This window comes from Streptomyces sp. NPDC001443, from assembly GCF_053597355.1.
Genome location: NZ_JBSFIA010000002.1, coordinates 310007 through 336236 on the forward strand (window position 1 = coordinate 310007; position 26230 = coordinate 336236).

The 26230-nt window shown below is 73.7% G+C and carries 22 protein-coding genes, 1 pseudogene and 1 riboswitch; of the genes and pseudogenes, 11 read left to right on the forward strand and 12 right to left on the reverse strand.

All coding sequences use genetic code 11. The features are described from left to right. Positions 1-125: 125 nt before the first annotated feature. Positions 126-845, forward strand: a complete 720-nt coding sequence (locus ACWC24_RS04190) for a type II toxin-antitoxin system PemK/MazF family toxin (RefSeq protein WP_450661281.1) — start codon at positions 126-128, stop codon at positions 843-845. A gap of 89 nt (positions 846-934) precedes the next feature. Here the strand turns inward: ACWC24_RS04190 and ACWC24_RS04195 are convergent, their stop codons facing one another. Together ACWC24_RS04195 and ACWC24_RS04200 are read right to left on the reverse strand one after the other, a co-directional pair. Next, entirely contained in the window at positions 935-1078 is a 144-nt protein-coding gene (locus tag ACWC24_RS04195; protein ID WP_450661282.1) for a hypothetical protein, read from the reverse strand. A gap of 175 nt (positions 1079-1253) precedes the next feature. After that, a complete protein-coding gene (locus tag ACWC24_RS04200) occupies positions 1254-2471 on the reverse strand; it encodes a helix-turn-helix domain-containing protein (protein ID WP_450661283.1) in 1218 nt (405 codons plus the stop codon). A gap of 658 nt (positions 2472-3129) precedes the next feature. Here ACWC24_RS04200 and ACWC24_RS04205 point away from each other — a divergent pair. Genes ACWC24_RS04205 through ACWC24_RS04215 form a run of 3 tightly spaced genes read left to right on the forward strand, consistent with a single transcriptional unit; the run spans position 3130 to position 8056 of the window. Then, a complete protein-coding gene (locus tag ACWC24_RS04205; protein ID WP_450661284.1) occupies positions 3130-4167 on the forward strand; it encodes an AAA family ATPase in 1038 nt (345 codons plus the stop codon). Further along, positions 4167-5549 (forward strand): DUF58 domain-containing protein, encoded by a 1383-nt coding sequence (locus ACWC24_RS04210; protein WP_450661285.1) that lies wholly within the window; start codon positions 4167-4169, stop codon positions 5547-5549. Before ACWC24_RS04205 ends, ACWC24_RS04210 begins: the two co-directional genes overlap by 1 nt. Next, positions 5546-8056, forward strand: coding sequence for a transglutaminase TgpA family protein (locus tag ACWC24_RS04215; RefSeq protein ID WP_450661286.1), 2511 nt, complete (start codon positions 5546-5548; stop codon positions 8054-8056). Before ACWC24_RS04210 ends, ACWC24_RS04215 begins: the two co-directional genes overlap by 4 nt. A 197-nt stretch (positions 8057-8253) precedes the next feature. On the opposite strand, the gene ACWC24_RS04220 is transcribed toward ACWC24_RS04215, so the two are convergent. The 3 genes from ACWC24_RS04220 to ACWC24_RS04230 form a co-directional block, all read right to left on the reverse strand. Continuing rightward, positions 8254-8646, reverse strand: a complete 393-nt coding sequence (locus tag ACWC24_RS04220; protein WP_450661287.1) for a DUF3040 domain-containing protein — start codon at positions 8644-8646, stop codon at positions 8254-8256. A 267-nt stretch (positions 8647-8913) separates the two neighbouring features. Next, positions 8914-9684: a methyltransferase gene (locus ACWC24_RS04225; RefSeq protein ID WP_450661288.1), complete on the reverse strand. Its 771-nt coding sequence runs from the start codon at positions 9682-9684 to the stop codon at positions 8914-8916. Between the two features lie 241 nt (positions 9685-9925). After that, a complete protein-coding gene (locus ACWC24_RS04230) occupies positions 9926-10444 on the reverse strand; it encodes an SAV_6107 family HEPN domain-containing protein (RefSeq protein WP_450661289.1) in 519 nt (172 codons plus the stop codon). A gap of 164 nt (positions 10445-10608) precedes the next feature. On the opposite strand from ACWC24_RS04230, the pseudogene ACWC24_RS04235 reads away from it, so the two are divergent. The 4 genes and pseudogenes from ACWC24_RS04235 to ACWC24_RS04250 all read left to right on the forward strand — a co-directional run. Further along, positions 10609-11313: pseudogene (locus ACWC24_RS04235) on the forward strand (ATP-binding cassette domain-containing protein); the annotation flags it as partial. Positions 11314-11824: 511 nt separating this feature from the next. Then, positions 11825-13909: a YhgE/Pip family protein gene (locus tag ACWC24_RS04240; protein ID WP_450661290.1), complete on the forward strand. Its 2085-nt coding sequence runs from the start codon at positions 11825-11827 to the stop codon at positions 13907-13909. Positions 13910-13955: 46 nt separating this feature from the next. Then, positions 13956-14603 (forward strand): TetR/AcrR family transcriptional regulator, encoded by a 648-nt coding sequence (locus ACWC24_RS04245; protein WP_450661291.1) that lies wholly within the window; start codon positions 13956-13958, stop codon positions 14601-14603. A 496-nt stretch (positions 14604-15099) separates the two neighbouring features. Next, complete coding sequence (locus ACWC24_RS04250; RefSeq protein WP_450661292.1) at positions 15100-16623, forward strand: phytoene desaturase family protein; 1524 nt, start codon at positions 15100-15102, stop codon at positions 16621-16623. Between the two features lie 71 nt (positions 16624-16694). Here ACWC24_RS04250 and ACWC24_RS04255 read toward each other — a convergent pair whose 3' ends face one another. The 6 genes from ACWC24_RS04255 to ACWC24_RS04280 all read right to left on the reverse strand — a co-directional run bounded on the left by ACWC24_RS04255 (position 16695) and on the right by ACWC24_RS04280 (position 21652). After that, a complete protein-coding gene (locus ACWC24_RS04255; protein WP_450661293.1) occupies positions 16695-17678 on the reverse strand; it encodes an SCO2102 family sporulation regulator in 984 nt (327 codons plus the stop codon). A 56-nt stretch (positions 17679-17734) separates the two neighbouring features. Next, positions 17735-18658, reverse strand: a complete 924-nt coding sequence (metF, locus tag ACWC24_RS04260; RefSeq protein ID WP_450661294.1) for a methylenetetrahydrofolate reductase [NAD(P)H] — start codon at positions 18656-18658, stop codon at positions 17735-17737. Positions 18659-18773: 115 nt separating this feature from the next. Then, positions 18774-19436, reverse strand: coding sequence for a thiamine phosphate synthase (gene thiE, locus ACWC24_RS04265; RefSeq protein WP_450661295.1), 663 nt, complete (start codon positions 19434-19436; stop codon positions 18774-18776). A 111-nt stretch (positions 19437-19547) separates the two neighbouring features. Then, a complete protein-coding gene (locus tag ACWC24_RS04270) occupies positions 19548-19913 on the reverse strand; it encodes an Rv2175c family DNA-binding protein (protein ID WP_005478255.1) in 366 nt (121 codons plus the stop codon). A 56-nt stretch (positions 19914-19969) separates the two neighbouring features. Further along, complete coding sequence (locus ACWC24_RS04275) at positions 19970-21247, reverse strand: NAD(P)/FAD-dependent oxidoreductase (protein ID WP_450661296.1); 1278 nt, start codon at positions 21245-21247, stop codon at positions 19970-19972. Between the two features lie 48 nt (positions 21248-21295). Further along, a complete protein-coding gene (locus ACWC24_RS04280) occupies positions 21296-21652 on the reverse strand; it encodes a hypothetical protein (RefSeq protein ID WP_450661297.1) in 357 nt (118 codons plus the stop codon). Between the two features lie 53 nt (positions 21653-21705). After that, positions 21706-21817, forward strand: a riboswitch (TPP riboswitch). Between ACWC24_RS04280 and thiO the strand changes: the two genes are divergently transcribed. The 3 genes from thiO to ACWC24_RS04295 all read left to right on the forward strand — a co-directional run bounded on the left by thiO (position 21815) and on the right by ACWC24_RS04295 (position 24012). Then, the gene (gene thiO, locus ACWC24_RS04285; RefSeq protein ID WP_450661298.1) at positions 21815-22981 is read left to right on the forward strand and encodes a glycine oxidase ThiO; all 1167 of its coding nucleotides are present in this window, start codon (positions 21815-21817) and stop codon (positions 22979-22981) included. (Overlaps the previous riboswitch by 3 nt.) Further along, the gene (gene thiS / locus ACWC24_RS04290) at positions 22978-23214 is read left to right on the forward strand and encodes a sulfur carrier protein ThiS (protein ID WP_450661299.1); all 237 of its coding nucleotides are present in this window, start codon (positions 22978-22980) and stop codon (positions 23212-23214) included. Before thiO ends, thiS begins: the two co-directional genes overlap by 4 nt. A 3-nt stretch (positions 23215-23217) precedes the next feature. After that, the gene (locus ACWC24_RS04295; RefSeq protein WP_450661300.1) at positions 23218-24012 is read left to right on the forward strand and encodes a thiazole synthase; all 795 of its coding nucleotides are present in this window, start codon (positions 23218-23220) and stop codon (positions 24010-24012) included. A gap of 283 nt (positions 24013-24295) precedes the next feature. Here the strand turns inward: ACWC24_RS04295 and pknB are convergent, their stop codons facing one another. Next, positions 24296-26224 carry a Stk1 family PASTA domain-containing Ser/Thr kinase gene (gene pknB / locus ACWC24_RS04300; protein WP_450661301.1) on the reverse strand — a complete coding sequence of 643 codons (1929 nt, stop codon included), beginning with the start codon at positions 26222-26224 and terminating at the stop codon, positions 24296-24298. Between the last annotated feature and the right edge of the window lie 6 nt (positions 26225-26230).

Sequence of the window (26230 nt, forward strand, 5' to 3'; positions counted from 1 at the left end):
AGCGGGATGCGCAAGCCGATCTCGCTCGCAAGGCGAACGGCACCCGCTGCCCGCTCTGGTGACAGGGCGCCATCCACACGGGCCGACCCGGCTCGAACGGGACCGGCCGGCAAGACGGGAGCCTCATGCTTCACAAGCTCAAGACGCACCTGGGCAACTTCCTCGCCCCGAGCAGCACCCGGCCCCTCACCTGGGCGATCCACCTCGTGTGGCCCCTGGCGGCGGCCTATGCGGCGTCCCTGTTCCTCGACCCGCACGGCGACCGCGTACTCGCGGTCCTCTCGGTCCCCGCCTACGCCTGCGCGGCGTACGTCTGGTGGCGGTTCGCCAAGGCCGTCAGCTGGAAGCTTCCCGCGACCCTCCAGCCGGTCGTCCGGGACCTGCTGGCCGTGGTCCTCACGGTCCCGGTCCTCTTCATAGCCGGCCAGCTCGGCGTGGTGGTGATCCTCCTCGCGCTCGTCGCCGTCCCGCTGTACCTCTGGTACCTCTTCCGCAACCGCGGCACCGCCTCGAACATCCAGGCGGGCCAGGTCTGGTGGGCCGATGTCGCCTTCGAGGACGACGGCGCGATGAGCAAGGACCGGCCGGTCATCATCAGGTCCGTCCACTCCGGCTCCGTCGAGGCGTTCTACGTCACCAGCCAGAACAAGGACGACCGCCCCGGCTTCACCCGCCTGGAGTGCGCGTCCACCTGGGACGCGCAGGGCCGGCAGAGCTGGGTCGAGTACATCAGGACCCGCGCCGTCCCGCTCGGCAGCCTGCGCCGCCCCGGCGGAACCCTGCCGTACCAGGAGTTCGCCCGCCTGAGCAGTCTCCACGCCAACGAGACGTCCGCCTGGTCCTGACCACGGCCGGTGCCGGGACCCCGGCGACGGCGAAGGGCGCCCCGGAGGTTTCCGGGGCGCCCTTCCCGGTGGTCGTCGGAGACGGTTGCTCAGCACACGTCCACGTGGTCGTGGTGGCTCTCGGCGTCCACGTAGGAGCCGGACGCGAGGCAGACCGGGACCCAGGTGCCGTCGGCCGACTGCTGGAGGTACAGCTTCCGGTTCGGCGGCACCTTGCCGTTGCTGCCGTTCACGCTGCCCTGGATGTGCAGGTCGGAGTATTCGTCGATCCAGCTCGAACAGAATCAGATGTTCGTCTTGTTGGTGACGTCGACCTTGAACTGCGCCTGCGAGGACGTCGGATACGGGTCGGCCGGGGGCGAGAGGTCGGCGGGCGCGTCCGGAGGTCGCCTCGTCAGTCGTCAGTCGTCAGTCGCCGGTTGCCGCCATGTCGGCGGCGGGGACCGGGACCCAGCTGCCGGGGCGGTGATGGATGCGGTCGTACCGGTAGCCCCGCATTCCGATGGTGCTGGTGCTGCGGAAGGGGTGGCCGTGGTCGTCGATGCGGACCGTGCCGGTGCGGCCCTGTGCGGACCAGTCGAGGTCGAGGTACCAGTCGCAGGTGCAGGACTCGTCGGTCGCGGAGACCACCAGGACCTCGGGCTCCTGCAAGGACACCCGGTAGGGGAAGTCGATCGCCGGGATCGGCCTGCCCACCCCGTTGTTGTCGCCGGGCCTCGAACGGGCCAGTGGCTGGTGCGCGTCGAGGTCCACGGAGAAGAAGCGGGGGACGACGGCGGCGCCGCAGCCGTCGCTCAGGGAGTAGGCGGCGCCCCGGCCGGCGGCGGGGGCGGCTCGCCTGACCACGCGTACGTGCAGCGCCTCCAGGACGACGGCGAAGGAGCCGCGTCCCTGCAACGTGATCCGCACCCCGGTGGTGCCCCCGTGCACCGCCCGCTGGGAGGCGGCCCAGGCCGCGATGTCCTCCGTGTACGGGGGCGGCGGCACCTGCCCCGGTGGCTTGGCGACGACGTAGGACTCGCCGCAACCGAAGAGTCCCGCTGTGTGCGAGTCGACGGTCCAGGTGAGCGGGGCCGGCACGGAGGGGGGTCCGGCGGCGGATGCGGTGAGGCAGAGGAGCGCGGCGACGAGCGAGACCACCGACGCCGCCGACCGCACGGGTCGCCGCCGGGGACGGCCGCCGCGGAGTCGCGGCCGGAGCGGTGAGGCCGGCTCGGGGTGCCGGTCGGCCGGCGGGACCGGCCCGGGTGCCTCCACGACAGGCCCGTCGCCGCTCGCAGCGACGGCCGATACGCCATCGTGTGCGGGGGCTGCTGCCGCCGCGGTGGCGCGGGGCGCCGGTGCCTGCCGGACGGGGGACGGGCGTGGACCTTGCCGCGCGGCGTCGGCCATGACCCACCGGCGGTGCAGCTCCATGCGTTCCTCGGAGGAGGCACCGCAGAGCACGGCGAACCGCTCGACCCCGGCGAAGTCCTGCGGTACCGCTTCTCCGGAGCAGTAGCGGTGCAGGGTGGAGGCGTGCACGCCCACGCGGCGGGCCAGCGCCGCGTAGCTGCGGTCGGTGCGCTCCTTCAGCCGCGTCAGCAGTAACGCGAACTCCGCTACGTCATCGTGGATCGAAGCCATGTGTTCCGTACCCGTATCCGTCCATCGGCCCGTACCGGCCTGTCCCGATGGGGCACGACATCCCGGCGCTCCCCATGACTGCACGCCGGTACGCCGGGGGCGGTTCCAGGGCCACGAAGCACGAACACGCACACGGAAGCAACAGAAACAGGTGGGGCACCTCCCGGTGGGGCGCCCAGCACTGGCGGAAGCCCCTGACCGGCAGCACCCGCAAGGTTTCCCGGCACGATGTCGCGAGCATCGCGATCGGGCGACGCGCCCTCGGACACCCGATCCGGCTGGGGGCACCTCCCGGGCCCTTAAGAGCTCCGAACAAAAGTGGGGCCCGGCGGGCGGCGCCCGGCACGCGCTCCCCCAGAGGGGGGACCCCCAGCGGCGTTGCCGAAAGGCCCTGGTAGCTCCGCTACAAGGACCTTCCGGCGCCTTGCGATCGCACGCACCGGACACCGCCCCCTGATCGGACCCCACTTTTGTTCGGAGCTCTAAGCCCATACATATCGCGGCCAGTTGTCCACAGGCGAGTGACACGAAACGGTAACGGCGGCAAGAATGCAGGGGTGATGTCGCGTGGAACCCTTCCGCGCGGTGTCCGTTTTCGGGGTGGGCCGGTCCGCGTCACGGTGCGTCGGCCCGGAAGGTACGGGCCGAGGAGGGCCGGGTGACGACCTATGACGATCGAGCGAGCCTCACTGATCTGACCGCCACTGTGGAGCGCGTCCGCAGTTCGGTGGAAGGGGTGATCGAGGGCAAGCCCGAGGTCGTACGGCTTTCGCTGACCGTGCTGCTCGCCGAGGGACATCTTCTGATCGAGGATGTCCCCGGCGTCGGCAAGACGATGCTGGCGAAGGCTCTGGCGCGGTCCGTCGACTGCTCGGTGCGACGTATCCAGTTCACTCCCGACCTGCTGCCGTCGGACATCACCGGCGTGTCCATCTGGGACCAGCAGCAGCGGGACTTCGAGTTCAAGCCGGGGGCGATCTTCGCGCAGATCGTGATCGGCGACGAGATCAACCGCGCCTCGCCCAAGACCCAGTCCGCGCTGCTGGAGTCGATGGAGGAGCGCCAGGTCACCATCGACGGGCAGACGTACGAACTGCCCAGCCCCTTCATGGTGGTGGCCACGCAGAACCCGGTCGAGATGGAGGGCACGTACCCGCTGCCGGAGGCCCAGCGCGACCGCTTCATGGCCCGCGTGTCCATGGGCTACCCCAGCGCGGAGGCCGAGTTGCAGATGCTCGACGTCCACGGCGGGGCGAGCCCGCTGGACGACCTCCAGCCGGTGGCGCACGCGCACGACATCGTGAAGCTGGTGGAGGCGGTCCGGGGCGTCCATGTCGCCGAGGCGGTCCGCAGATACGCGGTGGAGCTGGTCTCGGCCACGCGCACCCACCCCGATCTCAGACTCGGTGCCTCCCCGCGCGCGACGCTGCATCTGCTGCGCGCGGCGAAGGCGTCCGCGGCCCTCGCCGGCCGGGACTACGCCCTGCCGGACGACGTGCAGGCGCTCGCCGTCCCGGTCCTGGCCCACCGGCTGCTGCCCACCGCTCAGGCCCAGATCAACCGGCGTACGTCGGAACAGGTCGTCGAGGAGATCCTCCAGCGCACCCCGGTGCCGTCCGCACCCCAGCAGCAGGGCGGCTACGGCCTGGCGCAGGGCGCCCCGGGCTACCCGCAGCGGCCGCCGCGGAGGCTGTGATGGCCTCCGGGGGGACGGGCCACGCGGACGACGACCGGGGGCAGCTCGGGGGGGTCCGCGCGGCCCTGGCCGGGCTGACCACCCGCGGTCGCTCGTTCCTGGCCGCCGGGGTCGCGGCCGCCGTCTGCGCCTATGTCCTGGGACAGGCCGACCTGCTGCGGGTCGGTCTGCTCCTCGCGGTGCTGCCCCTGGTCTGCACGGCCGTGCTGCACCGCACGCGCTACCGGGTGGCCGGCAGCCGCCGGCTCGCCCCCTCGCGGGTGCCCGCGAGCAGCGAGGCCCGGGTCCATCTGCGGATGGACAACGTCTCCAGGCTGCCCACCGGCCTGCTCATGCTCCAGGACCGGGTGCCGTACGTGCTCGGCCCGCGTCCCCGCTTCGTCCTGGACCGGGTGGAGGCGGGCGGCCGCCGCGAGGTGTCCTACCGGGTCCGCTCCGACCTGCGCGGCCGCTATCCGCTGGGCCCCCTGCAGTTGCGGCTGACCGACCCGTTCGGGATGTGCGAGCTCACCCGGTCCTTCTCGGCGCACGACACCCTGACCGTCATCCCGCGCGTGACGGCGCTGCCGCCGGTCCGGCTGACCGGTGAGGCGAAGGGGTACGGCGACGGACGCCAGCGGTCGCTGGCACTGGCCGGCGAGGACGACGTGATCCCCCGCGGCTACCGGCACGGCGACGACCTGCGCCGCGTGCACTGGCGCTCCACCGCGCGCTACGGCGAGCTGATGGTGCGCCGCGAGGAGCAGCCGCAGCGCGCCCGCTGCACGGTGCTCCTGGACACCCGGGGCCTCGCCTTCCACGGCGCCGGTCCCGACTCGGCCTTCGAGTGGGCCGTCGCGGGCGCCGCGTCCGTCCTGGTCCACATGCTGGAGCGGGGTTTCTCGGTGCGGCTGGTCACGGACGACGGCAGCGCGGTGCCGGGCGAGGGCGCGGACGGCTTCGCGGGCGCCAGCCAGGAGTCGGCGGACGCGGCCGGACTGATGATGGACACGCTCGCGGTGATCGACCACTCGGACGGCACGGACCTGTCCCGGGCGTACGACCTGCTGCGCGGCGGGAACGAGGGTCTGCTGGTGGCGTTCTTCGGCGAACTCGACGAGGAGCAGGCGGCGGTGGCCGCCAAGATGCGCCGGCGCAGCGGTGGCGCGCTCGCCTTCCTGGTGGACGACGACACGTGGGGACCCGGGACACCGGACGTCCCCGGCCCGGAGGACGGGCGGCAGGAGCGGCTGCGGACCCTGCGCGAGGCGGGCTGGACGGCCCTGAGCGTGCCGCGGGGCGCCCTGTTGGAGGACCTGTGGCGTCAGGCGGACCGGGATCGCGCCGATCTCGCCGCCACGGGCGCGACGGGCGCGGCGACGGGTGGGGAGAGCGGGTCATGAGCGGGCGGGCACGACTGACGGTCTGCGCGTGGGCGGCCACGCTGCTCGCGGCGAGCGCCCTGCTGCCCCTGGTCGACTCGGTCGGCTGGATGCTGGAGGCCGCCGTCCTGCTGGCGATCCAGTCGGGCGTGGGCGCGGCCGCCCGCCGGATACCGCTGCCCCGGACGCCGACCGTGCTGGCCCAGTTCCTGGTCACGCTGGTGCTCCTCACCCTGCTGTTCGCCCGGCAGCAGTCCCTGGGCGGGCTGCTGCCCGGTCCGGACACCTTCCGCACCTTCGGCGCGCTGTTCCGGACGGGCATCGAGGACGTGGGGCGGTACGCGATCCCGGCCCCGCTGTCCGACGGCATCCGGCTGATGCTCGTCGGCGGTGTGCTGGTGATCGGGCTGCTGGTGGACACGATCGCGGTGACCTTCCGCAGCGCGGCCCCGGCCGGTCTGCCGCTGCTGGCGCTGTACTCGGTGGCCGCGGGCATCTCGGACGGCACCGCCGACTGGTTCTTCTTCCTGCTCGCGGCGGCCGGCTATCTGGTGCTGCTGCTGTCCGAGAGCCGGGAGCGGCTCTCGCAGTGGGGCCGGGTCTTCGGCGGGACACCGCGTACCCCGGGCGGCGAGTCCGGCCCGTCGGCGCCGGTGCGCACCGGCCGGCGGATCGGCGCCGTCTCGCTCGGCATCGCCCTGGCGGTACCGCTGCTGCCGCTGCCCGCGATACAGGGCGGCCTGCTGGACGGCGCCAGAACCGGGGTGGGCACGGGCACCGGGGACGGCGGCACGGCCGCGGCGGTGAACCCGCTGGTGTCGTTGAAGGACAGCCTGAACGCGCAGAAGGACCGCACGGTGCTGGTGCTGAGCACCAACAACCCGACCCTCTCCGACATGTATCTGCGGATCTTGTCCCTGGACGAGTTCGACGGCACCACCTGGAAGTCCTCGAAGCGGCCCGACGTCGCCGTGCCGGACGAGCTGCCCACGCCGGTCGGGCTGGGCGCCGACGTCATACGGGCAGAGATCACGACCCGCATCTCGGCGGCCGGCTGGTACGCCCAGGGCTGGCTGCCGATGCCGTACCCGCCGAGCGCCGTGTCCGTGAAGGGCGACTGGCGCTACGAGCCCGAGAGCATGACGCTCGTCGGCAGTCACGGACAGACCACCCGCGGCGTGACCTACGAGGTGAAGCACCTGGAGGTGCTGCCGACGGCCGACCAGCTCGCCGCGGCACCGCTGGCGCCCGAGAGCCTGCGCGACGAGTACACGAAGGTGCCGGACTCGCTGCCGTCGGTGGTGGCGCGCACCGCCCGCACGGTCACCGACGGCGCGGTGACCGACTACGCGAAGGCGGTCAAGCTCCAGGACTACTTCGCCGTCGAGGGCGGCTTCCGGTACGACACCGAGGTCAAGGTCGGCACCGGTCCCAACGCGATAGCCCGCTTCCTGAAGGACAAGGAGGGCTTCTGCGAACACTTCTCCTTCGCGATGGCCGCGATGGCCCGCACGCTGGGGATCCCGGCCCGGGTCGCGGTGGGCTTCGCGCCGGGCACCCTCCAGCCGGACGGCTCGGTGTCGGTGGGGCTGAAGGACGCGCACGCCTGGCCCGAGCTGTACTTCCAGGGCGTGGGCTGGACCCGCTTCGAGCCGACGCCCACCCGGGGTTCGGCACCGTCGTACACCCGGCCGGAGTCGTCCGGGAGCGGCACTCCCGACGAGCCGCAGGCGAGCCGTTCGGCGGGCTCGGCGGCGTCCGACGCGCCCGTGGTGGGCCCGAGCTGCTCGGCGCAGGACAAGAAGCTGCAGGGCTGTGCGGCAGCGCTGCCCGCGGACTCGGCGGAGCAGGGCGGCGGCAGCGGTCCCTGGTACCGGACCGTCGGCTGGTACCTGCTGGGGCTGACCGCGGTGGCCCTGCCGCTGTTGCCGATGCTGTGGCGGCTCAGACGCCGGTCGGTGCGGCTGGGGTCGGCCCGGCACGCCCCGTCCGCGGCGGGCGCTGCCCTGTCCGGCGGCCGGGAGCGGACCGGTGCGCAGTTCACGGACGAGCTGGACGTGACGGCGCTGTCGCCGGACGGGACGGTGTCGCGGCAGGCCGGCGTGGTCGCCACCGGGCAGGTCCTGGCCGCCTGGCGGGAGCTCACCGACACGGCCTGGGACTACGGCATCGTGCCGGACGACGCGCTCACCCCGCGCGGGGCGGCCGACCGGATCGTGCGGCTGGGGCATCTGGAGGAGCCCGCGGTCCGGTCGGTGCACCGGGTGGCGTCGGCCGTGGAGCAGGTGCTGTTCGCACCGCAGCCGCGGGCCGAGCCCGGGCTGGCCGAGGACGTGCGCGTGCTGCGGACGGCGCTGCGGTCGCGGGCGAGCCGGACGGCCCGGCTGCGGGCGGTCCTCGCGCCCCGGTCCGCCGTGCGGGCGGTGTGGGACCTCCGCGACCGCTGGGCGCGAATGCGGGGGGAGTGGGTCGTGCGGTGGACGGAGGCGGTGCACCGTCGCCGGCCCTCCGGGGAGCAGAGCGGCTGACCGGGTGGGCCGGCCGCACGACGGCCGGCCCACCCGGGTCGCCCAGGGCCACCCGGATCGTCCTGGGCGCCCAGGGGCACGAGGGCGCCAGGACGCGAGGCCGGCGGCCCGGGGCTGCACGGGCGGGACATGACCGAGGGGGTGACCACCGTGCGGTGGTCACCCCCTCGATGATGCTCGGGGAACTGTCGGGAGCCTCAGTGGCCCTGCTCGTCACGGCGCCGCTGCCAGCGCTGTTCGATGCGGTCCATCATGGACCGCTTGGCCCGTGCCTGACGGCGCGGCTGCTGCCCGGCCCCGGCAGGCTGCTCGCCGGGCTTGGGGGCCTTGCGCCAGCCGGTCACGGCGAGCACCGCGCACCCCAGCATGACGAGGAAGCCCACCACACTGAGCCAGACCTGCTTGGCGACCATTCCGGCCATGAGGAGCGCAATACCTACGAGGAAGCCCGCGACCGCCTGGTAGACCCGCCGCCGGGTGTACGTACGCAGCCCGCTTCCCTCAAGCGCCGACGCGAACTTGGGATCTTCGGCGTACAGCGCTCGCTCCATCTGCTCGAGCATGCGCTGCTCGTGCTCCGAGAGCGGCACGGAGTCCTCCTCATCGTGCAGTCGCCGGGGCGACCCGGGGGGTCCCTTCAGGATAGGCAGGGAATCGCCCCCGTGAAACCCGCCCCTCTACACCAATTGGCCAACCAGAATCCGGCATGAACGTTCGGGCTCGCTGAGGCTTCCATTCCCCGGCGGCCGCCCCGTCATGCCGGGTGGTCTGCCTCGATCATACGGCGGACAGCGCCCGAACGGGGGGCCTGTGGCGTACTCCATCTGCGGCCGAGCCCCTGATCAGCGGCGCACCGCTCAGGCCTCGGCGGCCTCCTGCGTCTCACCGAGCACATGGAGCTGGGTGGCCACGGAGTGGAAGGCCGGCAGTTCGGCCGCGGCCTCCTCCAGCTTCAGCAGCGCTTCCAGGGCCCCGGGCTCGGTGTCGACGAGCACGCCGGGTACGAGATCGGCGAAGATCCGTACGCCGTGCACCGCGCCGACCCTGAGACCGGCGCCCTCGACCAGCCCGGTGAGCTGCTCGGCGGTGAAGCGGTGCGGCACGGGGTCGCCCGCTCCCCAGCGGCCGTTCGGGTCACCCAGGGCCTGGCGGGCCTCCGTGAAGTGACCTGCGAGGGCCCGCGCCAGCACGGCACCGCCGAGCCCGGCCGCGAGGAGGCTGAGGACGCCCTCGGCCCGCAGCGCGGCGACCACGTTGCGCACACCCTCGGCGGGGTCCTCCACGTACTCCAGGACACCGTGGCAGAGCACGGCGTCGTACCCGCCGCGCTCGACCACGTCGAACAGCCCGTGGACGTCGCCCTGGACGCCCTGCACCCGGTCGGCGACCCCGGCCTCGGCGGCGCGGCGCTCCAGCGCGAACAGCGCGTTGGGGCTGGGGTCGACGACGGTGACCCGGTGACCGAGCCGGGCGACGGGAACGGCGAAGTTGCCGCTGCCGCCCCCGCTGTCGAGGACGTCCAGCGACTCACGCCCGGTGGCCTTGACCCTGCGGTCGAGGGCGTCCTGGAGAACCTCCCAGACCACGGCGGTACGGAGGGAGGCACGGGGGCGCATCGGGTCCGGCACGGCAGTCGACTCCTCGGCACGGCACCGCCTCTGGTACGGCGGAGCGAACGGGGGCGCCCTCCCGGTCCGGTGTACGGGCGGCGGGACGGCTTCAGGCGTTGTCCACCCTATTGCCTCGGGCCCCTCCCCCGGTCATCCGTCCGTCTGCCGGTCGACCCCCGCGCGGACCCCGGCCGGCAGCGCGTCGCGCCGGGGGTCCGGCACCCGGTCCGCGGGTCCTTCGCGGCCGGTACGGCGCCGGTCATCCCGCGTCCTGGCGTACCTGCGGAAGCACCGGCTGGAGCACCAGCAGCCGTTCGACGATGCGGACGAACATCGCCACGTCGCGTATCAGGTCGTCGGCGTCCCGGCGGCTGGCGGCACCCTGGATGCCCGCCTCCGCCCGGGCGCGCCGCGCGGCCCCGGAGGCGAACAGCGCGCTCCACTCGGTGAGTTCGGGCGCGATCTCGGGGAGCACTTCCCAGGCGCTGCGGATCCTGGGCCGGCGCCGGGGGTTGGACTCCGGACGGCCGCGCGCCGCGAGCACGGCGGCGGCGGTGCGCAGAGCGGCGAGGTGGGCCGTCGCATAGCGCTCGTTCGGTGTTTCCAGGACGGCGGCCTCGTCGAGTCCGGCACGGGCCTGGGCGAGCAGGTCGAGGGCGGCGGGCGGGGCCGTGGTCCGGCGCAGCACGGGGTGCACGTCGCTCGCCGGGCCGGTCAGTGAGGGGGCAGGGCCGGTGGCGCGGCGCCGGTGGGCGGCTGCTGCGTTCGAGCTGGCCATGACGAACCTCCTGTCGTCTGGTGACGGCGCTGTGGCCGTATGTGCTCATCGTGCGGTATGCCACTGACAATCCGTTCTGACCTGGGCTTTTGCTTCGATCGAAGGTTCGGGCTAGTTTTTGCACTGACCAGTCAGTTCAAAAACAGGGGATGGACGGGATGGGCATGGGGGGAGCCGGGGACGGCGCCGCCGTCACGGCCCGGGACTTCGGGCTCGAGGGGCCCCGCGGGTGGGCGTTCCGCGGGGTCTCGGTCGAGGCGGGGCCGGGCGCGCTGATCGCGATCGAGGGACCGTCCGGGTCGGGCCGCACCTGCCTGCTGCTCGCGCTCACCGGGCGGATGAGAGCCACCCGGGGCACGGCGACCGTGGGCGGGGCCCGGCTGCCGAAGCAGTCGGCGGCCGTGCGCCGGCTCGGGGCGCTGGCCAACGTGGCCGGTGTCACCGACCTCGACCCCGCCCTGACCGTCGGCGAGCATCTGCACGAACGGGCCCTGCTCCAGCGGAGGTTCGGGGACTCCCTGCGCGGACTGCTGCGCCCCCGGGCGGAACGGACGGCCGAGGAGCGGCTGCGCGTCGACACGGCGCTGGCCGCCGCGGGACTGAACCCGGCGGCCCTGCCCAAGGGTTCGCGCACCGCCGTGCGCGACCTGGAGCGGCTGGAGGCGCTGCGGCTGTCCGTCGCGCTGGCGCTGATCGGGCGGCCCCGCCTGCTGGGCGTCGACGACGTGGACCTCAAGCTCTCCGCGGCCGAACGGGCCGACGTATGGGCGCTGTTGAGGTCCCTCGCCGACGCCGGGACCACGGTCGTCGCGGTGTGCAGCGAGGCGCCCGAGGGCACGACGGCCCTCTCCGCCCGGCCGGCCTCCGCGGCAAGGACCGGACCCGCCGCCGAAACCGGACCCGGCTCGGAATCCGGACCCGGGACGACTCCTGGCCCCGGGACGACTCCTGGACCCGGCACGGGATCCGAACCCGGAACGGCACCCGAACCCGGCACCGAATCCGAATCCGGGACGGCACCCGAACCCGGCACCGAATCCGAATCCGGGACGGCACCCGAACCCGGGACGGCACCCGAACCCGGCGCGGGGGCCGAACCCGGCGCGGGGGCCGGACCCGGCGCGGGGGCCGGACCCGAACCGGAATCCGCCCCCGGCACGAAGCCGAGTGCCGACGCCGCCCCCACGCCCACGCCCGCACCCGCACCCGCACCCGCACCCGCACCCGCACCCACCACGGATGCCGACGCCGACGCCGACCCCGGCACAGATCCCGAAGCGGATCCCGAGACCGACCCCGGCACAGATCCCCGAACCGAACCCGACCCAGCTCCCGGGACCGACCCCGAGACCGACCCCGACGCGAAGAAGGAGGCGGCCGATGCGCTCGCCGAGACTCGCCGCTCTTGAGCTCCGCCGCTTCGGCCGGGGCCGGCTCCCCCGGGCCGCCCTGGTCGCGCTCCTGCTGCTGCCGCTGCTGTACGGCGCGCTCTACCTGTGGTCGTTCTGGGACCCGTACAGCCGGCTCGACCGCGTCCCCGTGGCCCTGGTGAACGAGGACCAGGGGGCCAGGGTCGGCGGGAAGCGGATCGACGCGGGCCACGACCTCGCCGAGGGGCTGCGCGACAGCGAGACGTTCGAGTGGCACGAGGTGAGCGCGGCCGAGGCGCGCGCGGGCGTGGAGGACGGCACGTACTACCTGTCGCTGACCATGCCCGCCGACCTCAGCCGGCGCATCGCGTCCAGCTCTGGCGACTCCCCCGAGACGGGCGCGCTCCAGGTGCGCACGAACGACGCGAACAACTACATCGTCGGGCAGATCTCGCGGACGGTGTTCGGCGAGGTGCGCACGGCGGCGTCGACGAAGGCGTCGCGGTCCTTCCTGGACCGGATCTTCGTCTCGTTCTCCGACATCCACGGGCAGACGGTGAAGGCGGCCGACGGCGCCGACCGGCTCAAGCACGGCATCGGCAAGGCCGAGCAGGGCTCGAAGGACCTCGCCGACGGCCTGGCGGACGCCCGTACCGGCAGCACCGAGCTGGCCCGGGGCCTGAAGAGGCTCGACTCGGGCGCCGGCGACCTCGCGGACGGCTCGCGGCAGGTCGCCGAGGGCACCCAGGCGCTCGCCGACCGGGTCGACGGCATCGCGGACACGGTGGGCCCGTTCGTCGCGAAGAACGAGAAGACCATCGGGGACACCGCCCGGCTGGTCGCCGACTCGGCGGGCGCGATCCGCCACAACCTCGGCATCCTGGTGAAGTCGGCTCCGGCCGCCGCCGACGGCGCCCACACGGCCTCGGACACCCTGCACGACGTCTACGAGCGGCGCTGCGTCACCCCGGTGCTGCCCGACACCGCCTGCGCCGATCTGAAGAAGGCCCAGGAGGCCGCCGCCGACGTGGCGTCGATCGCCGACGACCTCAACACCCTGATCGCCGACCAGAACGGCGACCTGAAGAAGCTCGACGCGCAGCTCGCCCTGCTCCAGAAGCAGGCCCGCGCGCTCGCCGACCGCGCGCCGCACCTCTCCGAGGACCTCGACGACGCCGTCTCCAAGATCGACAAGCTGAACGCCGGCGCCGCCCGGGTGGCCGCCGGGGCGAAGCGGCTGCACACCGGACTCGGCACGGCCCGGACCGGCGCGAGCGACCTGGACACGGGCGTCGGCCGGCTCAGCACGGGCGCCGACGACCTGACCGGCGGCATGTACAAGCTCGTCGACGGCTCCGGCACCCTGGCGGGCGGCCTGCACGACGGCGCCGCGCGGATCCCCGACTACGACGAGCAGGACCGCGACCGGCGCACCGGGGTCATGGCCGACCCGGTCAAGCTGGCCTCGCAAAGCCTGCACAAGGCGCCCAACTACGGCACCGGGTTCGCCCCGTACTTCATCCCGCTGTCCCTGTGGGTCGGCGCGATGGTGGCGTACATGCTGATCCCGCCGATGAACCGGCGCGCGCTCGCCGCGGGCGCCCCGGCCTGGCGGATCGCGCTGGCCGGCTGGCTGCCGGTGGTCGCGGTCGGCGTGCTCCAGACGACGGCCCTGATGGCCGTGCTGCACTGGGCGATCGGGCTGGAGATGACCCGGGCGGCCGGGACCGTCGGCTTCCTGTTCCTGGTGTCGGCGTGCTTCGCGGCGCTCGTGCAGTGGCTCAACGCGCGCTTCGGGGCGGCGGGCCGGATCCTCGTCCTGGCCCTGCTGATGCTCCAGCTGACGTCGGCGGGCGGCACGTACCCCGTACAGACCAGTCCCCGCTTCTTCGGCGCGATCCACCCCTTCCTGCCGATGAGTTACGTCGTCGCGGCGCTCAGGCGACTCATCACCGGCGGCGGTCTGGGCCCGGTGTGGCAGGCGTGTGCCGTGCTCGCCGCGTTCACCGCGGGCGCCCTCGCGCTGACCGCGCTGTCGGCACGCCGCCGCCAGGTGTGGACGCTCGACCGGCTGCACCCGGAGCTGACCCTGTGATCCCCGGCGACCGGACCGGGACACGGTTGCTGTGAGAATCGACGCCATGGAAAGCAGCAGCGCCACGTCGAGCGGCAGCACGCGCCGCGAGGCCACCCGGCAGAAGCTCTACGAGGCCGCCGTCACGCTCATCGCCGAGCAGGGCTTCTCCGCCACCACGGTGGACGAGATCGCCGAGCGTGCCGGGGTCGCCAAAGGCACGGTCTACTACAACTTCGCGAGCAAGTCGGTCCTCTTCGAGGAGCTGCTGCGACACGGCGTGGGACTGCTGACCGCGTCCCTGCGGGACGCTGCCGCGCACACCGAGCTCGAGGGCGGCACGAAGGTCGACGCCCTGGACGCGATGATCCGCGCCGGGCTCGTCTTCATCGACCGCTACCCGGCCTTCACCCAGCTGTACGTGGCGGAGCTGTGGCGGACCAACCGGGCCTGGCAGTCGACGCTCATGGTGGTGCGGCAGCAGGCGGTGGCGGTCGTCGAGGGGGTGCTGCGCGACGGTATCGAGAACGGTGAGTTCAGCGACGAGATCGATGTGCAGCTGACCGCGGCCGCGCTGGTCGGCATGGTGCTGGTGGCCGCCCTGGACTGGCAGGCGTTCCAGCCGGAGCGGTCGCTGGACGACGTGCACGCGGCACTGTCCCGGCTGCTCCAGGGCCGGGTCAGCGGCGGCCACCAAGGCTGCCGAGGTCACTAGGGCCTGTCTGACAATTCCCGTCTGCCCGGCGGCGACGCGAATTGTCAGACAGGCCCCAGACCGCTCCGGCACTCCGGCGCCGCGCTCACCCCACGCGGCCGCGCGCCGCACACGAAAGTGCCGGTCCGTCCCGGCCGCGTCCCCCCGCGGCCGTCCCGGACCGGCACTTCGCCGTACCCCCGTGTTTCCCGTGCTCCCCCGTCGGTTCCCCGTGCGGTCGTTCCCCCGGGATCCCCCGTGTCTCGCTCCCGCCGACCGGGTCGGCGGAAGGAGCGGTCGAGGGCCGGACCGTTCCGCCGCCCCGTGTCGGCGGTGCCGGACCCGTGCCCCTTCCCGTGCCTCCACTCTCTCGTTCCCGCAGGTCGCGCCCCATCCGCGCGCGTACTCATCTCGCCCGCTAGGTACGGGTACTCAGCCCTGCGCAGTTGTGCCCATGCGGCGCCGGACCGACCGGCCGCGGCCCGGGCTGTCGGTGGCGGTCGATAAAGTCGCGGGCATGGCACGGATTGCGGTGATCGGCGCCGGGATGGGCGCGATGACGGCCGCTGCCCGGCTGGCCGTCGCGGGCCACCGGGTGGCGGTGTACGAGCGGACACGGACGTACGGCGGTGCGGTGCGCCGCTTCGAGCGGGACGGGTTCGGCTTCGACACCGGTCCCGGTCTGCTGCCGGTGCCCGCGGTCTACCGGGACCTGTTCGTCAAGACCGGCAGACAGCCGCTGGAGGAGTGCGTCGAACTGGCCCAGGTCGACCCGTCCGCGCGGCACGTCTTCGCGGACGGCTCGGAGGTCGCGCTGCCCAACGCCTCCCGCGCGGGCGTCGTCTCCGCCCTGGACCAGGCCCTCGGGGCGGGTGCCGGGCAGCGCTGGGGCGACTTCCTGGTGCGGGCCCGCGAGGCCTGGGACCGCACCCGCCGACCGCTGCTGGAGGAGCCCCTGTGGGCCGACTGGCGGGTGCTGGCCGAGCGTGAGCCCTACCCGGCGGTCCCGCACAAGCGGCTGCTGCGCACCCGGCGGGCCGGCACGCTCGCCGAGATCGGCGCGTGGGAACTGCGCGACCCCCGGCTCACCGCGCTCCTGGAGAGCCACGCCCTCGCCCACGGCCTGGACCCGCGGGACACCCCGGCGAGCGCGGCCGTGCTGCCGTACATGGAGCACGCCTTCGGCGTCTGGTACGTCCGCGGCGGCCTGCGCGAGCTGGCGCGCGCGGTGTACGAGCGGTGTCTGGAACGCCGGGTCGAGTTCGTCTTCGGGGCCGAGGTCCGCCGGGTCCTGGACAAGGACGGGCGGGCCGCGGGGGTGGAGCTGGCCGACGGGTCGGTGGCCGAGGCGGACCACGTGGTGGCGGGGGTGGCTCCCGAGCGGCTGAGCGCCATGACCGGGCACGAGCTGTACGGACCCGACGACCTGCGGCCCACGACCGGGCCCACGACCGGGCCCGCGGCCGGGGCCGGGGCCGCTCCCGGCCGGTTCACGGTGTTCCTGGCGCTGCGCGGGCGCCCCGAACCCGGTGCCGTCCACCGGACGGTGGTGCACACCCCCGACCGCACGGCCGAGCTGGACCGCCTCCACCGCGCCGGGGACGAGCCGGTGCGACCCACCGTGACGGTGCTGAGGCCGGACGACCCCGCCCTGCGCCCCGACGCGGAGCACGAGTCCGTGGTGCTGTCGGCGGTGTCGCCGCTCGGCGCGAAGGGTGCCGAGGAGCGGTTCGCGGACCTGCTCGTCGAGGCTGCCGAGCAGGCCGTACCCGGGCTGCGCGAGCGACTGCTGTGGCGCGAGGTACGGGCCCCGGGCGCCGGGGACGAGGGGACGGACTCAGCGTCCGGCGCGCTCGCCGCACCCGCGCTGGCCGCCGGCGCCGGCCGCTTCCTGCGGCCGTCCAACGTGACCGCGCTGCCGGGGCTGTACCGGGTGGGCGGCCGGTCGCATCCCGGCGGCGGTCTCCCGCACGCCGGGATGTCGGGCGCGCTGGTCGCCGGACTGATCGTGGAGGGGCCGGACTTCCGGGGCTCGCAGTGAGCGCCGCGGCCCGGGCGGCCGGACGGCCCCCGGGCCCTCGGAACCCGGGCCGTCAGAAACGGTACTGCTCGTCAGAAACGGTACTGCTCGTCGTAACCGTTGCCCTGCTGCTGTCCGTCGCCCTGGTACGGGTACTGCTGCTGCTCCTGGCCTTGTTCGCCGGCGTACTGGCCGTCGGTGCTGCGCTGCTGCGGCACCCACACCCCGCCGGCCGGGGTCTCGCCCCCGTAACCGGCGTACTGGTCCTGGCCGTAGTTCTGCTGGCCGTACTGGTTGCCGTAGCCGGAGGTGTCGTACGAGGTGCCGCCGCCGTAGGTCTGGGTGCCGATGTACGGGTCGGAGTAGGCCGCGTACTGCTGCTGGCCGGTGGTGTCATAGCCGTACTGCTGGTACCCGGAGTAGCCGTCGTAGGAGTACGACTGGTCGGCGCCCTGGGCGGCCGTCGCGTACTGGTCCTGGGGCTGACCAGTGGCGGCGTAGGAGTTGTTGTCGCCGTAGACGCCGTAGGAGCCGGTGTCGTCGGGCATCGGCTGCGGCTCGTACACCGCGGTGGACTCGGCGGCCGCGGGCTCACCGGAGCGGTCCGCGGTGAACACGTCGTCGCGCTCGTACCCGGCGTCCTGGAGGTAGGCCGCCTTCTCCGGCGCGTACGCCGCCTTGTCGTCGGCGTGGTCGCCGTCGTCGTAACCGTCCGTGAGGGCCTCCTGGCCGGAGACCTCCAGGTCCGAGTCCTCCTCCTCCGCCCTGCCGCGGCGGCGCGCGAAGCCCGCGACGCCGGCGATGCCCTCGTCGTCCTCGTCCGGGCGCTTGACCGCCCAGCCGGCCGCGAAGCCGCGCCGGAACGACAGGGTGACGTAGGTCTGGCCGACCGCGAAGGCGGCGGCGCCCAGTCCGATGACGATCACGGACGGGATGAGCACGCCGAGCACGACGCCGAGGAAGCCGCCGAAGGCGAGCAGTCGCCAGCGCAACCGCGCCTTGTACTGCAGCAGCACCTCGCCGAGCAGCCACAGTGCGACGATGCCGAACGCGATGTAGAGGACCGTCCAGCCCATGTACGCCCCTCTCCCAGTGGCCGCTACGCAGTGTGTCGTATCCGGGTACGGCCGGTCTAGGCCTGCGGCGGTTGGTGCAGGCCCAGATTCTCGTAGATCTCCAGCGTAGCCGTGGAGTTGTTGAGCGTGATGAAGTGCAGTCCGGGCACTCCCTCGGCCTGCAGCCGCGCGCAGAACTCCGTGGCGTATTCGATGCCAATGGAGCGTACAGCGGCCGGATCCTCTTTCGCTGTGAGGATCCGCTCTTTCAGGACTTCCGGGATCGCGGCGTTGCTCAATTGTGGCAGTCGTTCCAGCATCTTGACGCTGGTGACCGGCATCACCTCGGGGATCACCGGGGTCGCACAGCCGGCCGCCTCCACCCGGTCGCGCAGCCGCAGGTACGACTCCGGTTCGAAGAACATCTGCGTGATGGCGTAGTCGGCGCCGGCCCGGCACTTGTCGACGAAGTGCGCGACGTCGGACTCCCAGTCGGCGGAGCGCGGGTGCATCTCCGGGAAGGCGGCCACGCCCACGCAGAAGTCGCCGGACTCCTTGATGAGCCGGACGAGTTCGGCGGCGTAGGTCAGACCCTGCGGATGCGGCACCCAGTCGGCCATGGGGTCGCCGGGCGGGTCGCCGCGCACCGCGAGCATGTTGCGGATCCCGGCGTCGGCGTACTGGCCGATGATGTTGCGCAGCTCCGCGACGGAGTGGTCGACCGCGGTGAGGTGGGCGACCGGGGTGAGGGTGGTGTCCGAGGCGATCTGCTCGGTCGCCCGCACGGTGCCGGACCGGGTGGAGCCGCCCGCGCCGTACGTCACGGAGACGAAGTCCGGGGCGACCGCCTCGACCCGGCGCAGCGCGTTCCACAGGTTGCGCTCGCCCTTCTCCGTCTTCGGGGCCCAGAACTCGAAGGAGTGGACCGTCTTGCCGGTGGCGAGCATGTCGCGCACGGTACGCGCGCGGTCGGTCCGGGTGGACGCGGTTCCAAGGGCCATACCCGCAGGTTAGCCAGGGGGCGGCGGACACCCAACCGAATGCGGGAAATTTGCCCGAATTGTCGACTTGTTGTCCACCCCTTGGACAGGGCGCCGTCCGACGGCGTCCTGGACGTCACGCCTTGCGCAGCCGCTCGGCGAACTCCGCCGCCGCCGCGCCCGGGTCGTCCGCCCCGGTGATCGCCCGTACGACGACGACCCGGCGGGCGCCCGCGTCGAGCACCTCGTCGAGGTTGCCGAGGTCGATGCCGCCGATCGCGAACCAGGGGCGGCCGGTGCCGAGGGCGGCGGTGTGGCGCACCAGGTCGAGGCCGGGCGCGTGGCGTCCGGGCTTGGTGGGCGTCGGCCAGCAGGGGCCGGTGCAGAAGTAGTCCACGCCGTCCTGGACGGCGGCGGCCTCCGCCTCGGCCGCGGAGTGCGTGGAGCGGCCCACGAGGACGTCGTCACCGAGGATCGCGCGGGCGGCGGGGACCGGGAGGTCGCCCTGGCCGAGGTGGAGCACCCGGGCCCCGGCGGCGTGCGCCACGTCCGCGCGGTCGTTGACCGCGAGCAGCTTGCCGTGCCGGGCGCAGGCCTCGGCGAGGACCGCCAGACGGTCCAGCTCCTCGGCCGCCTCCATGCCCTTGTCGCGCAGTTGCACGATGTCGACCCCGCCGGCCAGGACCGCGTCCAGGAACTCCGCGAGGTCGCCCTGCTCCTTCCGGGCGTCCGTACAGAGGTAGAGCCGGGCGTCCGCGAGCGCGGCGCGTGCGGTGGCGGCGGTGTCGGTGTCGGGCATGCGTGGTTCCCCCCGGAGCCCCTGGCGGGGCGGTGCGCGATGACGTACGGCCGCGGTGCGCCACTGCCGTGGGCCGCGGCCGTACGTCGGACGGTTGTTCGGATCAGCAGGTCAGACGGCGAGCGCCTGGGCGCGGCGCTTCACCTCCGTGCCGCGATTCTCGCTCAGGGCCTGCGCGGGGGTGCCGGGCAGGCTCGGGTCGGGAGTGAACAGCCACTCCAGCATCTCCTCGTCGGAGAAGCCGTCGTCCCGCAGCAGCGTCAGGGTCCCGGTCAGGCCCTTGACGACCTTGTCCTCGTCGATGAAGGCGGCGGGGACGTGCAGCGCCCGGTTCTCGCCCCGGCGTACGGCGATGAGCTGGCCCTCCTTGACCAGCTGCCGCACCCGGGTCACCTCGACGTCGAGCATCTCGGCGATGTCGGGAAGGGTGAGCCAGGCGGGGACGAGAGCATCAATCTTTGCGTCAATCTCGGTCACGCCTTCAAGACTGCCATCCCGGACCGGCCGTGCACAGCCGGGCTGCCCCCTGCGGGCTACGCCGTCGCCGCCTTCAGCGGTCGCGCGGGGTCCTCCAGCAGCCCGGGGTCCATCACCGCCCCGGCCTCGATCAGCCGCCGGCCCTGGGCGAGATCCCGGGGGCGCCCCACGGCGAGCAGCGCGACGAGACGGTTCTCGCGCAGCCAGCACACGGTCCACGCGGGACCTGACGGGTCGCCGCGCCACACGGTCGTGCCGGCGCCGGCGTGGTGGCCCGCGTACTGCACGAAGCGCCCGAACTGCTCGGACCAGAAGTAGGGCACCGGGTCGTAGAACACCGGGGGTTCGTCGGTGGCCTCGCCGACGATGTTCGCCGCGACCGTGCGCGGCCCCTGGAGGGCGTTGTCCCAGTGGTGGACCAGCAGGCGCTCGCCGTACCTGCCCGAGGGGAAGGAGGCGCAGTCGCCGACCGCGTAGACGTCGGGGACGGAGGTGCGCAGGCAGGCGTCGGCCAGGACCTCTCCGTGCGGGCCGAGGGCGATGCCGGAGCCGGCCAGCGGGTCCGTGGCGGGGCGGGCCCCGATACCGACCACAACCGCGCCCGCGGGCAGCCGGGTGCCGTCGTCGAGCACCACCTCGCCGGGCTCGACACGTGCCACGCGCGCGTGGGTGCGCAGCTCGGCGCCGCTGTCGGCGTACCAGCCGGTCATCCGGGCGGCCACCTCGGCGGGCAGCGCGCCGGCCAGCGGACGGTCCGCCGCCTCGACGACCGTCACCGCGCAGCCCGCCTCCCGGGCGGCCGTCGCGAACTCCGCGCCGATCCAGCCCGCGCCGACGACCACGATGTCGTGCTGCCGGGCCAGTACCGGCCGCAGCCGCGCGGCGTCGTCGAGGGTGCGCAGCAGATGCACGCCGGGAACGCCCTCCGTGCCGGGCAGCCGGATCGGCTCGGCGCCGGTGGCCAGGACGAGGACGTCGTACGGCACCGCGACCGGCCCCGCGCCGGAATCGGCCTCCCGGGAGGCGCCACCGGCGGTGTCCACCTCCCGGTCGTCCGGGCGGACGCCCAACACCTCGCAACCGAGGCGCAGTTCGATGCCGAGCGCCTCGAAGTCGACGTCGAAGGCGGCGCCCTCGGCCTTGCCGAGCAGCACGGCCTTGGACAGCGGAGGCCGGTCGTAGGGCTGGTGGGGCTCCGCGCCGAGCACGGTCACCGCGCCGGTGAAGCCCTGCTCCCGGAGGGCGACCGCGGTCTGCACCCCGGCCATGCCCGCGCCGACGACGACCACGCGCCGCTGTCCCGAGGTCACTCGTTGCTGCGTCTGCTCGCTCACTCGATCACCATAGACAACCGGCCGTCCGGCACTCGGAGGGCGGCTCCGTCACCGGCGCCCCGGCTGCTCGGCCGGTTCCTCGACCACGCTGGTCCCGCTGCCCGGCCGCGACTCCCACTCCCAGGTCTCCTCCAGCCGCACCCGGCCGTCGGGGAGTTCGACGACCGTCGACACACAGTGGCCGCTCGCCGTGCTGCCGTCCCGCACCAGCTGGACGTACCGGAAGTCCAGCCGGTCACCCGACCGGGTACCCACCAGCCGCCCGCGCACGACATCGCCGCCCTCGTACTCGGCCCAGATCGCGCCGTCCTCCTCGTGGTACGTGAACCGGGTGCGGGTACCGACCTGACCCGCGGCCTGGTCGGCCACCGGGGCGAGGACGAGACCGTCGAGCGAACGGGCCATGGGCGAAGGCTCCCTTACTGAGACTTATGGCGTCGGGCTAGGGTGGTCAACGTACAAGCACTCGCGGGAGCCCGGACGCACCGGGCTGAGAGGGAGGCTGGCGGCCTCCGACCGTACGAACCTGATCCGGGTCATGCCGGCGAAGGGAGGGGCTGGACGCCCATGTCGCCTACGCGTACGTCAGACGTCCTCGTCGTGGGGGGCGGGATCATCGGACTCGTGACGGCGTGGCGGGCCGCGCAACGCGGGTTCGCCACGGCCGTGGTGGATCCCGAGCCCGGCGGCGGGGCCGCGCAGGTGGCGGCCGGGATGCTGGCCGCCGTCACGGAACTGCACTTCGGCGAGCAGACGCTGCTCGCCCTGAACCTCGCCTCGGCCCGCCGCTGGCCGGACTTCGCGGTGGAGCTCACCGACTTCACGGGCCACGACCTCGGCTACCGCCGCTGCGGCACGCTCGCCGTGGCGCTGGACGCCGACGACCGGGCCGAGCTGCGCGAACTGCACGTCTTCCAGCGGCAGTCGGGGCTGGAGTCCGAGTGGCTGTCCGGGCGGGAGTGCCGACGGCTGGAACCGATGCTCGCGCCGGGTGTGCGCGGCGGGCTGCGGGTCGACGGCGACCACCAGGTCGATCCACGACGCCTCGCGGCCGCCCTGGTGGTCGCGTGCGAGCGGTCGGGGGTGGTGTTCCACCGGGAGTGGGCCGAGCGGCTGGAGACCACCCGGGAGCGGGCGACGGGGATCGTCACACGCGAGGGCACGACGCTGGCCGCGGAGCGGGTGGTGCTCGCGGCCGGCAGCCTCAGCGGGCGGCTCGCGGGGCTCCCGCCGGACCTGCGGCCGCCGGTGCGGCCCGTGAAGGGGCAGGTGCTCCGGCTGGCCGTGCCGCCGCGGTACGCGCCCTTTCTGAGCCGGACCGTACGGGCCGTGGTGCGCGGCGGGCATGTCTACCTGGTGCCGCGGGAGAACGGCGAGCTGGTCGTCGGCGCGACCAGCGAGGAACTGGGCTGGGACACCACGGTGACCGCCGGGGGCGTGTACGAGCTGCTGCGCGACGCGCACGAGCTGGTGCCGGGCCTGACCGAGCTGCCGCTCACCGAGACCCGGGCCGGGCTGCGCCCCGCCTCCCCGGACAACGCGCCGCTGCTCGGCCCGACCGGGCTGGACGGCCTGCTGCTGGCCACCGGGCACCACCGCAACGGTGTGCTGCTCACCCCGGTCACCGGCGACGTGCTCGCGCACACGCTGGACACCGGTTCGCTGCCGGACGAGGCACGTCCCTTCACCCCCCGGCGGTTCGCCGCCGCCGCACTCACGGAGCTGCCCGTATGAGCACCCCGGCCACCCCCGCCCCGGCCCCCGCCGTCTCCGTCTCCGTCAACGGCGAGCCCCGGCGGATCGCGGCCGGCACGGCCCTCGACGTCCTGGTGCGCACGCTCACCGCGGCGCCGTCCGGCGTGGCCGCCGCGGTCAACGAGACCGTCGTCCCGCGCGGGCAGTGGCCCGCCACGGCCCTGGCCGAGGGCGACCGGGTCGAGGTCCTCACCGCCGTCCAGGGAGGCTGAACCGTGGCCGACGATCCCTTCGTCCTCGGCGGTAGGTCCTATTCGTCCCGGCTGATCATGGGTACGGGCGGTGCGCCCAGCCTCGACGTGCTGGAGCGCGCGCTGGTCGCCTCCGGCACCGAGCTGACCACGGTCGCGATGCGCCGGGTGGACGCCTCGGTGCACGGATCCGTGCTGTCGGTGCTGGAACGGCTCGGCATCCGGGTGCTGCCGAACACGGCCGGCTGCTTCACCGCGGGCGAGGCCGTGCTGACCGCGCGGCTGGCCCGGGAGGCGCTCGGCACCGACCTGGTCAAGTTGGAGGTCGTCGCCGACGAGCGGACCCTGCTGCCGGACCCGGTCGAGCTGCTGGACGCGGCGGAGACGCTGGTCGACGACGGGTTCACGGTACTGCCGTACACGAACGACGATCCGGTGCTGGCACGCAGACTCCAGGACGTGGGGTGCGCCGCGGTGATGCCGCTGGGGTCGCCGATCGGGTCGGGGCTCGGGATCCGCAACCCGCACAACTTCCAGCTCATCGTCGAGCAGGCGCAGGTGCCGGTGATCCTCGACGCGGGCGCCGGTACGGCGTCGGACGTGGCGCTGGCGATGGAGCTGGGGTGCGCCGGGGTGATGCTCGCCTCGGCGGTGACCCGGGCTCAGGAGCCGGTGCGGATGGCCGCCGCCATGCGGTACGGGGTGGAGGCGGGGCGGCTGGCCCGACTGGCCGGCCGGATCCCCCGGCGCCACTTCGCCCGGGCGTCGTCCCCGGCGACCGGACTGGCCGCACTGGATCCCGAGCGTCCTGCCTTCTAGGGCGTGTTTCGAAAGTAGCGTCGTCCGCCCGAAGGGCGGGCCCGGCGGCGTCTGGTGCGTGCGATCGCAAGGCGGAGGGTCGCCCCGATACTGGTTGTATCGGGGCGATCCCGACAACGCGGCTGGGGGTGCCCCCTCCGGGGGAGCGCGTGCCAGACGCCGCCGGGCAGACGGGACTTTCGAAACACGCCCTAGGGCGGGACAGCCCGGGTTCGCCCCCGGGCCGTCGTACGCCGCTCCCCCGGCCCCGCCTGCCGCGGCGCCGGGGGTCCGACCGCTGCGGTCAACGGATGGTGATCGTGACCGTCGATCCCTTGGGTGCCTTGTCGCCGGCCTTCACCGACTGCTTCTTGACCGTGTCGCCGAACAGACCGAGCAGGCCCCGGTCCTCCTCGACCTGGAAACCGGCGGCCTCCAGCCGGCTCTTGGCCTCGTCGACACCGGCGCCGACCACGTCCGGGACCGCGACCATCTCCGGGCCCTTGGACAGCGTCAACGTCACCGTGTCACCCTCGGCCGCCTGGCCGTCGGCGGCCGGGTTCTGCGCCGCGACCTGCCCGGCGTCGTACTCCGAGTTGACCCGGGCGGTGCCGACCTCCACCTTCAGGCCCGCCTGCGTGAGCGTGGCCTTGGCGTCCGCCAGGTCCTGGCCGGTCACGTCCGGCACGTCCACCGGGCTGCCCTTGCTGACCGTGAGGGCGACCGCCGCGCCGGAGTGCCGTGTCGCGCCCGGCTGCGGGTCGGTGGAGATCACGGAGCCCCGGGACACCTCGTCGCTGAACTCGCGGGTGACCAGGCCCGGCACCAGCCCGTCGTCCTTGAGCGCCGCCCGCGCCTTGTCCAGCCGGTATCCCGCGAGGTCCGGCACCTTCACCGTCTCCGGGCCCTTGGACAGCGTGATCGTGACGGCGTCGTGGTCGCGGATGCGCTCGCCCGGCGCGGGGTCCGTGCGGATGACCGTGCCGCGCTCGACGGTGTCGCTGTAGGCCTGCTCGACCGTGCCGACCTTCAGCCCGGCCGCCTGGAGCCGGTCCCTGGCCTGGGTCTCGGTCTTCGCCAGCAGCGGCGGGACCTTGGTGAACTGGCCGGAGTTGATGTACCAGACGCCGGTGCCGACCCCGAGCACGACCAGGACGGCCGCGACGATCAGGGCGAGCCGCCGGGACCCGGCCGCCCCCCGGCGCGGCGGGAGCGGCGGCGGACTCTGGAGCCTGCTGGTGCGCTGGACCCCCGCCCGGGGCCCGTCGTCCCCGTCGACGGGCAGCGGTCGCGGCGTGGTCAGTGCCCGCGGGATGACGCTCGTACGGTCCTCGGCGTTGTCGTGCGACGGCGCCACCGCCTGCGGCGGCATCACGTCGAGCTGCTCCTCGCTCAGCGCCTCCCGCGTCAGACGCACGTGCGCCAGCAGCTCCACGGCGTCATAGGGCCGGACGTCCGGGTTGCGCGCGGTGGCCGTCGCGACCAGCTCGTCCAGCGGGTACGGCAGCCCCGGCACGACGGCCGAGGGCGGCGGCACGTCGTCGTGGAGGTGCTTGTAGAGCACCACGGCGGGGGAGTCCCCCTCGTGCGGCCGGTCGCCGGTCAGCATCTCGTACAGGACGACACCGCACGCGTACACGTCCACCCGTGGATCGGCGGTGCCGTTCTCTATCTGCTCGGGCGCGAGGTACGAGACGGTGCCCAGCACCGTCCCGGTGGTGTTGGTGACCGTGTCCACGGCCCGTACCAGCCCGAAGTCGGCGACCTTGACCCGCCCGTCGTCCCCTATGAGGACGTTCTCGGGCTTCATGTCCCGGTGCACGAATCCGGCCCGGTGGGCGGCGCCCAGCGCGGCCAGCACCGGCTCCAGGATGTCCAGGGCGGCCCGCGGCTGCAGCGCCCCGCGCTCGCGCAGCACGTCACGCAGGGTGCAGCCGGCCACGTACTCCATGGCGAGGTACACGTACGACCCGTCGTTGCCCTGGTCGAAGACCTGGACGACGTTGGGGTGCGCGAGCCGGGCCACGGACTTCGCCTCCCGGATGAACCGTTCGACGAAGGAGCCGTCCACCGCGAGCGCCGGGTGCATCACCTTGAGCGCGAGCACGCGGTCCAGGCGGGTGTCCACGGCCCGGTAGACCGTGGCCATCCCGCCGACGGCGATCCGCGCGTCGACGCGATACCGGCCGTCGAGCACCTGCCCGACGAGGGGGTCCTGAAGGGTCGTATCCACGGGCTG

Coding starts and splice junctions, on each gene's coding strand:
- ACWC24_RS04190 (WP_450661281.1), top strand. CDS start 126: ATGCTTCACAAGCTCAAGACGCACCTGGGCAACTTCCTCGCCCCGAGC.
- ACWC24_RS04200 (WP_450661283.1), bottom strand. CDS start 2,471: ATGGCTTCGATCCACGATGACGTAGCGGAGTTCGCGTTACTGCTGACG.
- ACWC24_RS04210 (WP_450661285.1), top strand. CDS start 4,167: ATGGCCTCCGGGGGGACGGGCCACGCGGACGACGACCGGGGGCAGCTC.
- ACWC24_RS04215 (WP_450661286.1), top strand. CDS start 5,546: ATGAGCGGGCGGGCACGACTGACGGTCTGCGCGTGGGCGGCCACGCTG.
- ACWC24_RS04230 (WP_450661289.1), bottom strand. CDS start 10,444: ATGGCCAGCTCGAACGCAGCAGCCGCCCACCGGCGCCGCGCCACCGGC.
- ACWC24_RS04240 (WP_450661290.1), top strand. CDS start 11,825: ATGCGCTCGCCGAGACTCGCCGCTCTTGAGCTCCGCCGCTTCGGCCGG.
- ACWC24_RS04245 (WP_450661291.1), top strand. CDS start 13,956: ATGGAAAGCAGCAGCGCCACGTCGAGCGGCAGCACGCGCCGCGAGGCC.
- ACWC24_RS04250 (WP_450661292.1), top strand. CDS start 15,100: ATGGCACGGATTGCGGTGATCGGCGCCGGGATGGGCGCGATGACGGCC.
- ACWC24_RS04255 (WP_450661293.1), bottom strand. CDS start 17,678: ATGGGCTGGACGGTCCTCTACATCGCGTTCGGCATCGTCGCACTGTGG.
- metF (WP_450661294.1), bottom strand. CDS start 18,658: ATGGCCCTTGGAACCGCGTCCACCCGGACCGACCGCGCGCGTACCGTG.
- thiE (WP_450661295.1), bottom strand. CDS start 19,436: ATGCCCGACACCGACACCGCCGCCACCGCACGCGCCGCGCTCGCGGAC.
- ACWC24_RS04280 (WP_450661297.1), bottom strand. CDS start 21,652: ATGGCCCGTTCGCTCGACGGTCTCGTCCTCGCCCCGGTGGCCGACCAG.
- thiO (WP_450661298.1), top strand. CDS start 21,815: ATGTCGCCTACGCGTACGTCAGACGTCCTCGTCGTGGGGGGCGGGATC.
- thiS (WP_450661299.1), top strand. CDS start 22,978: ATGAGCACCCCGGCCACCCCCGCCCCGGCCCCCGCCGTCTCCGTCTCC.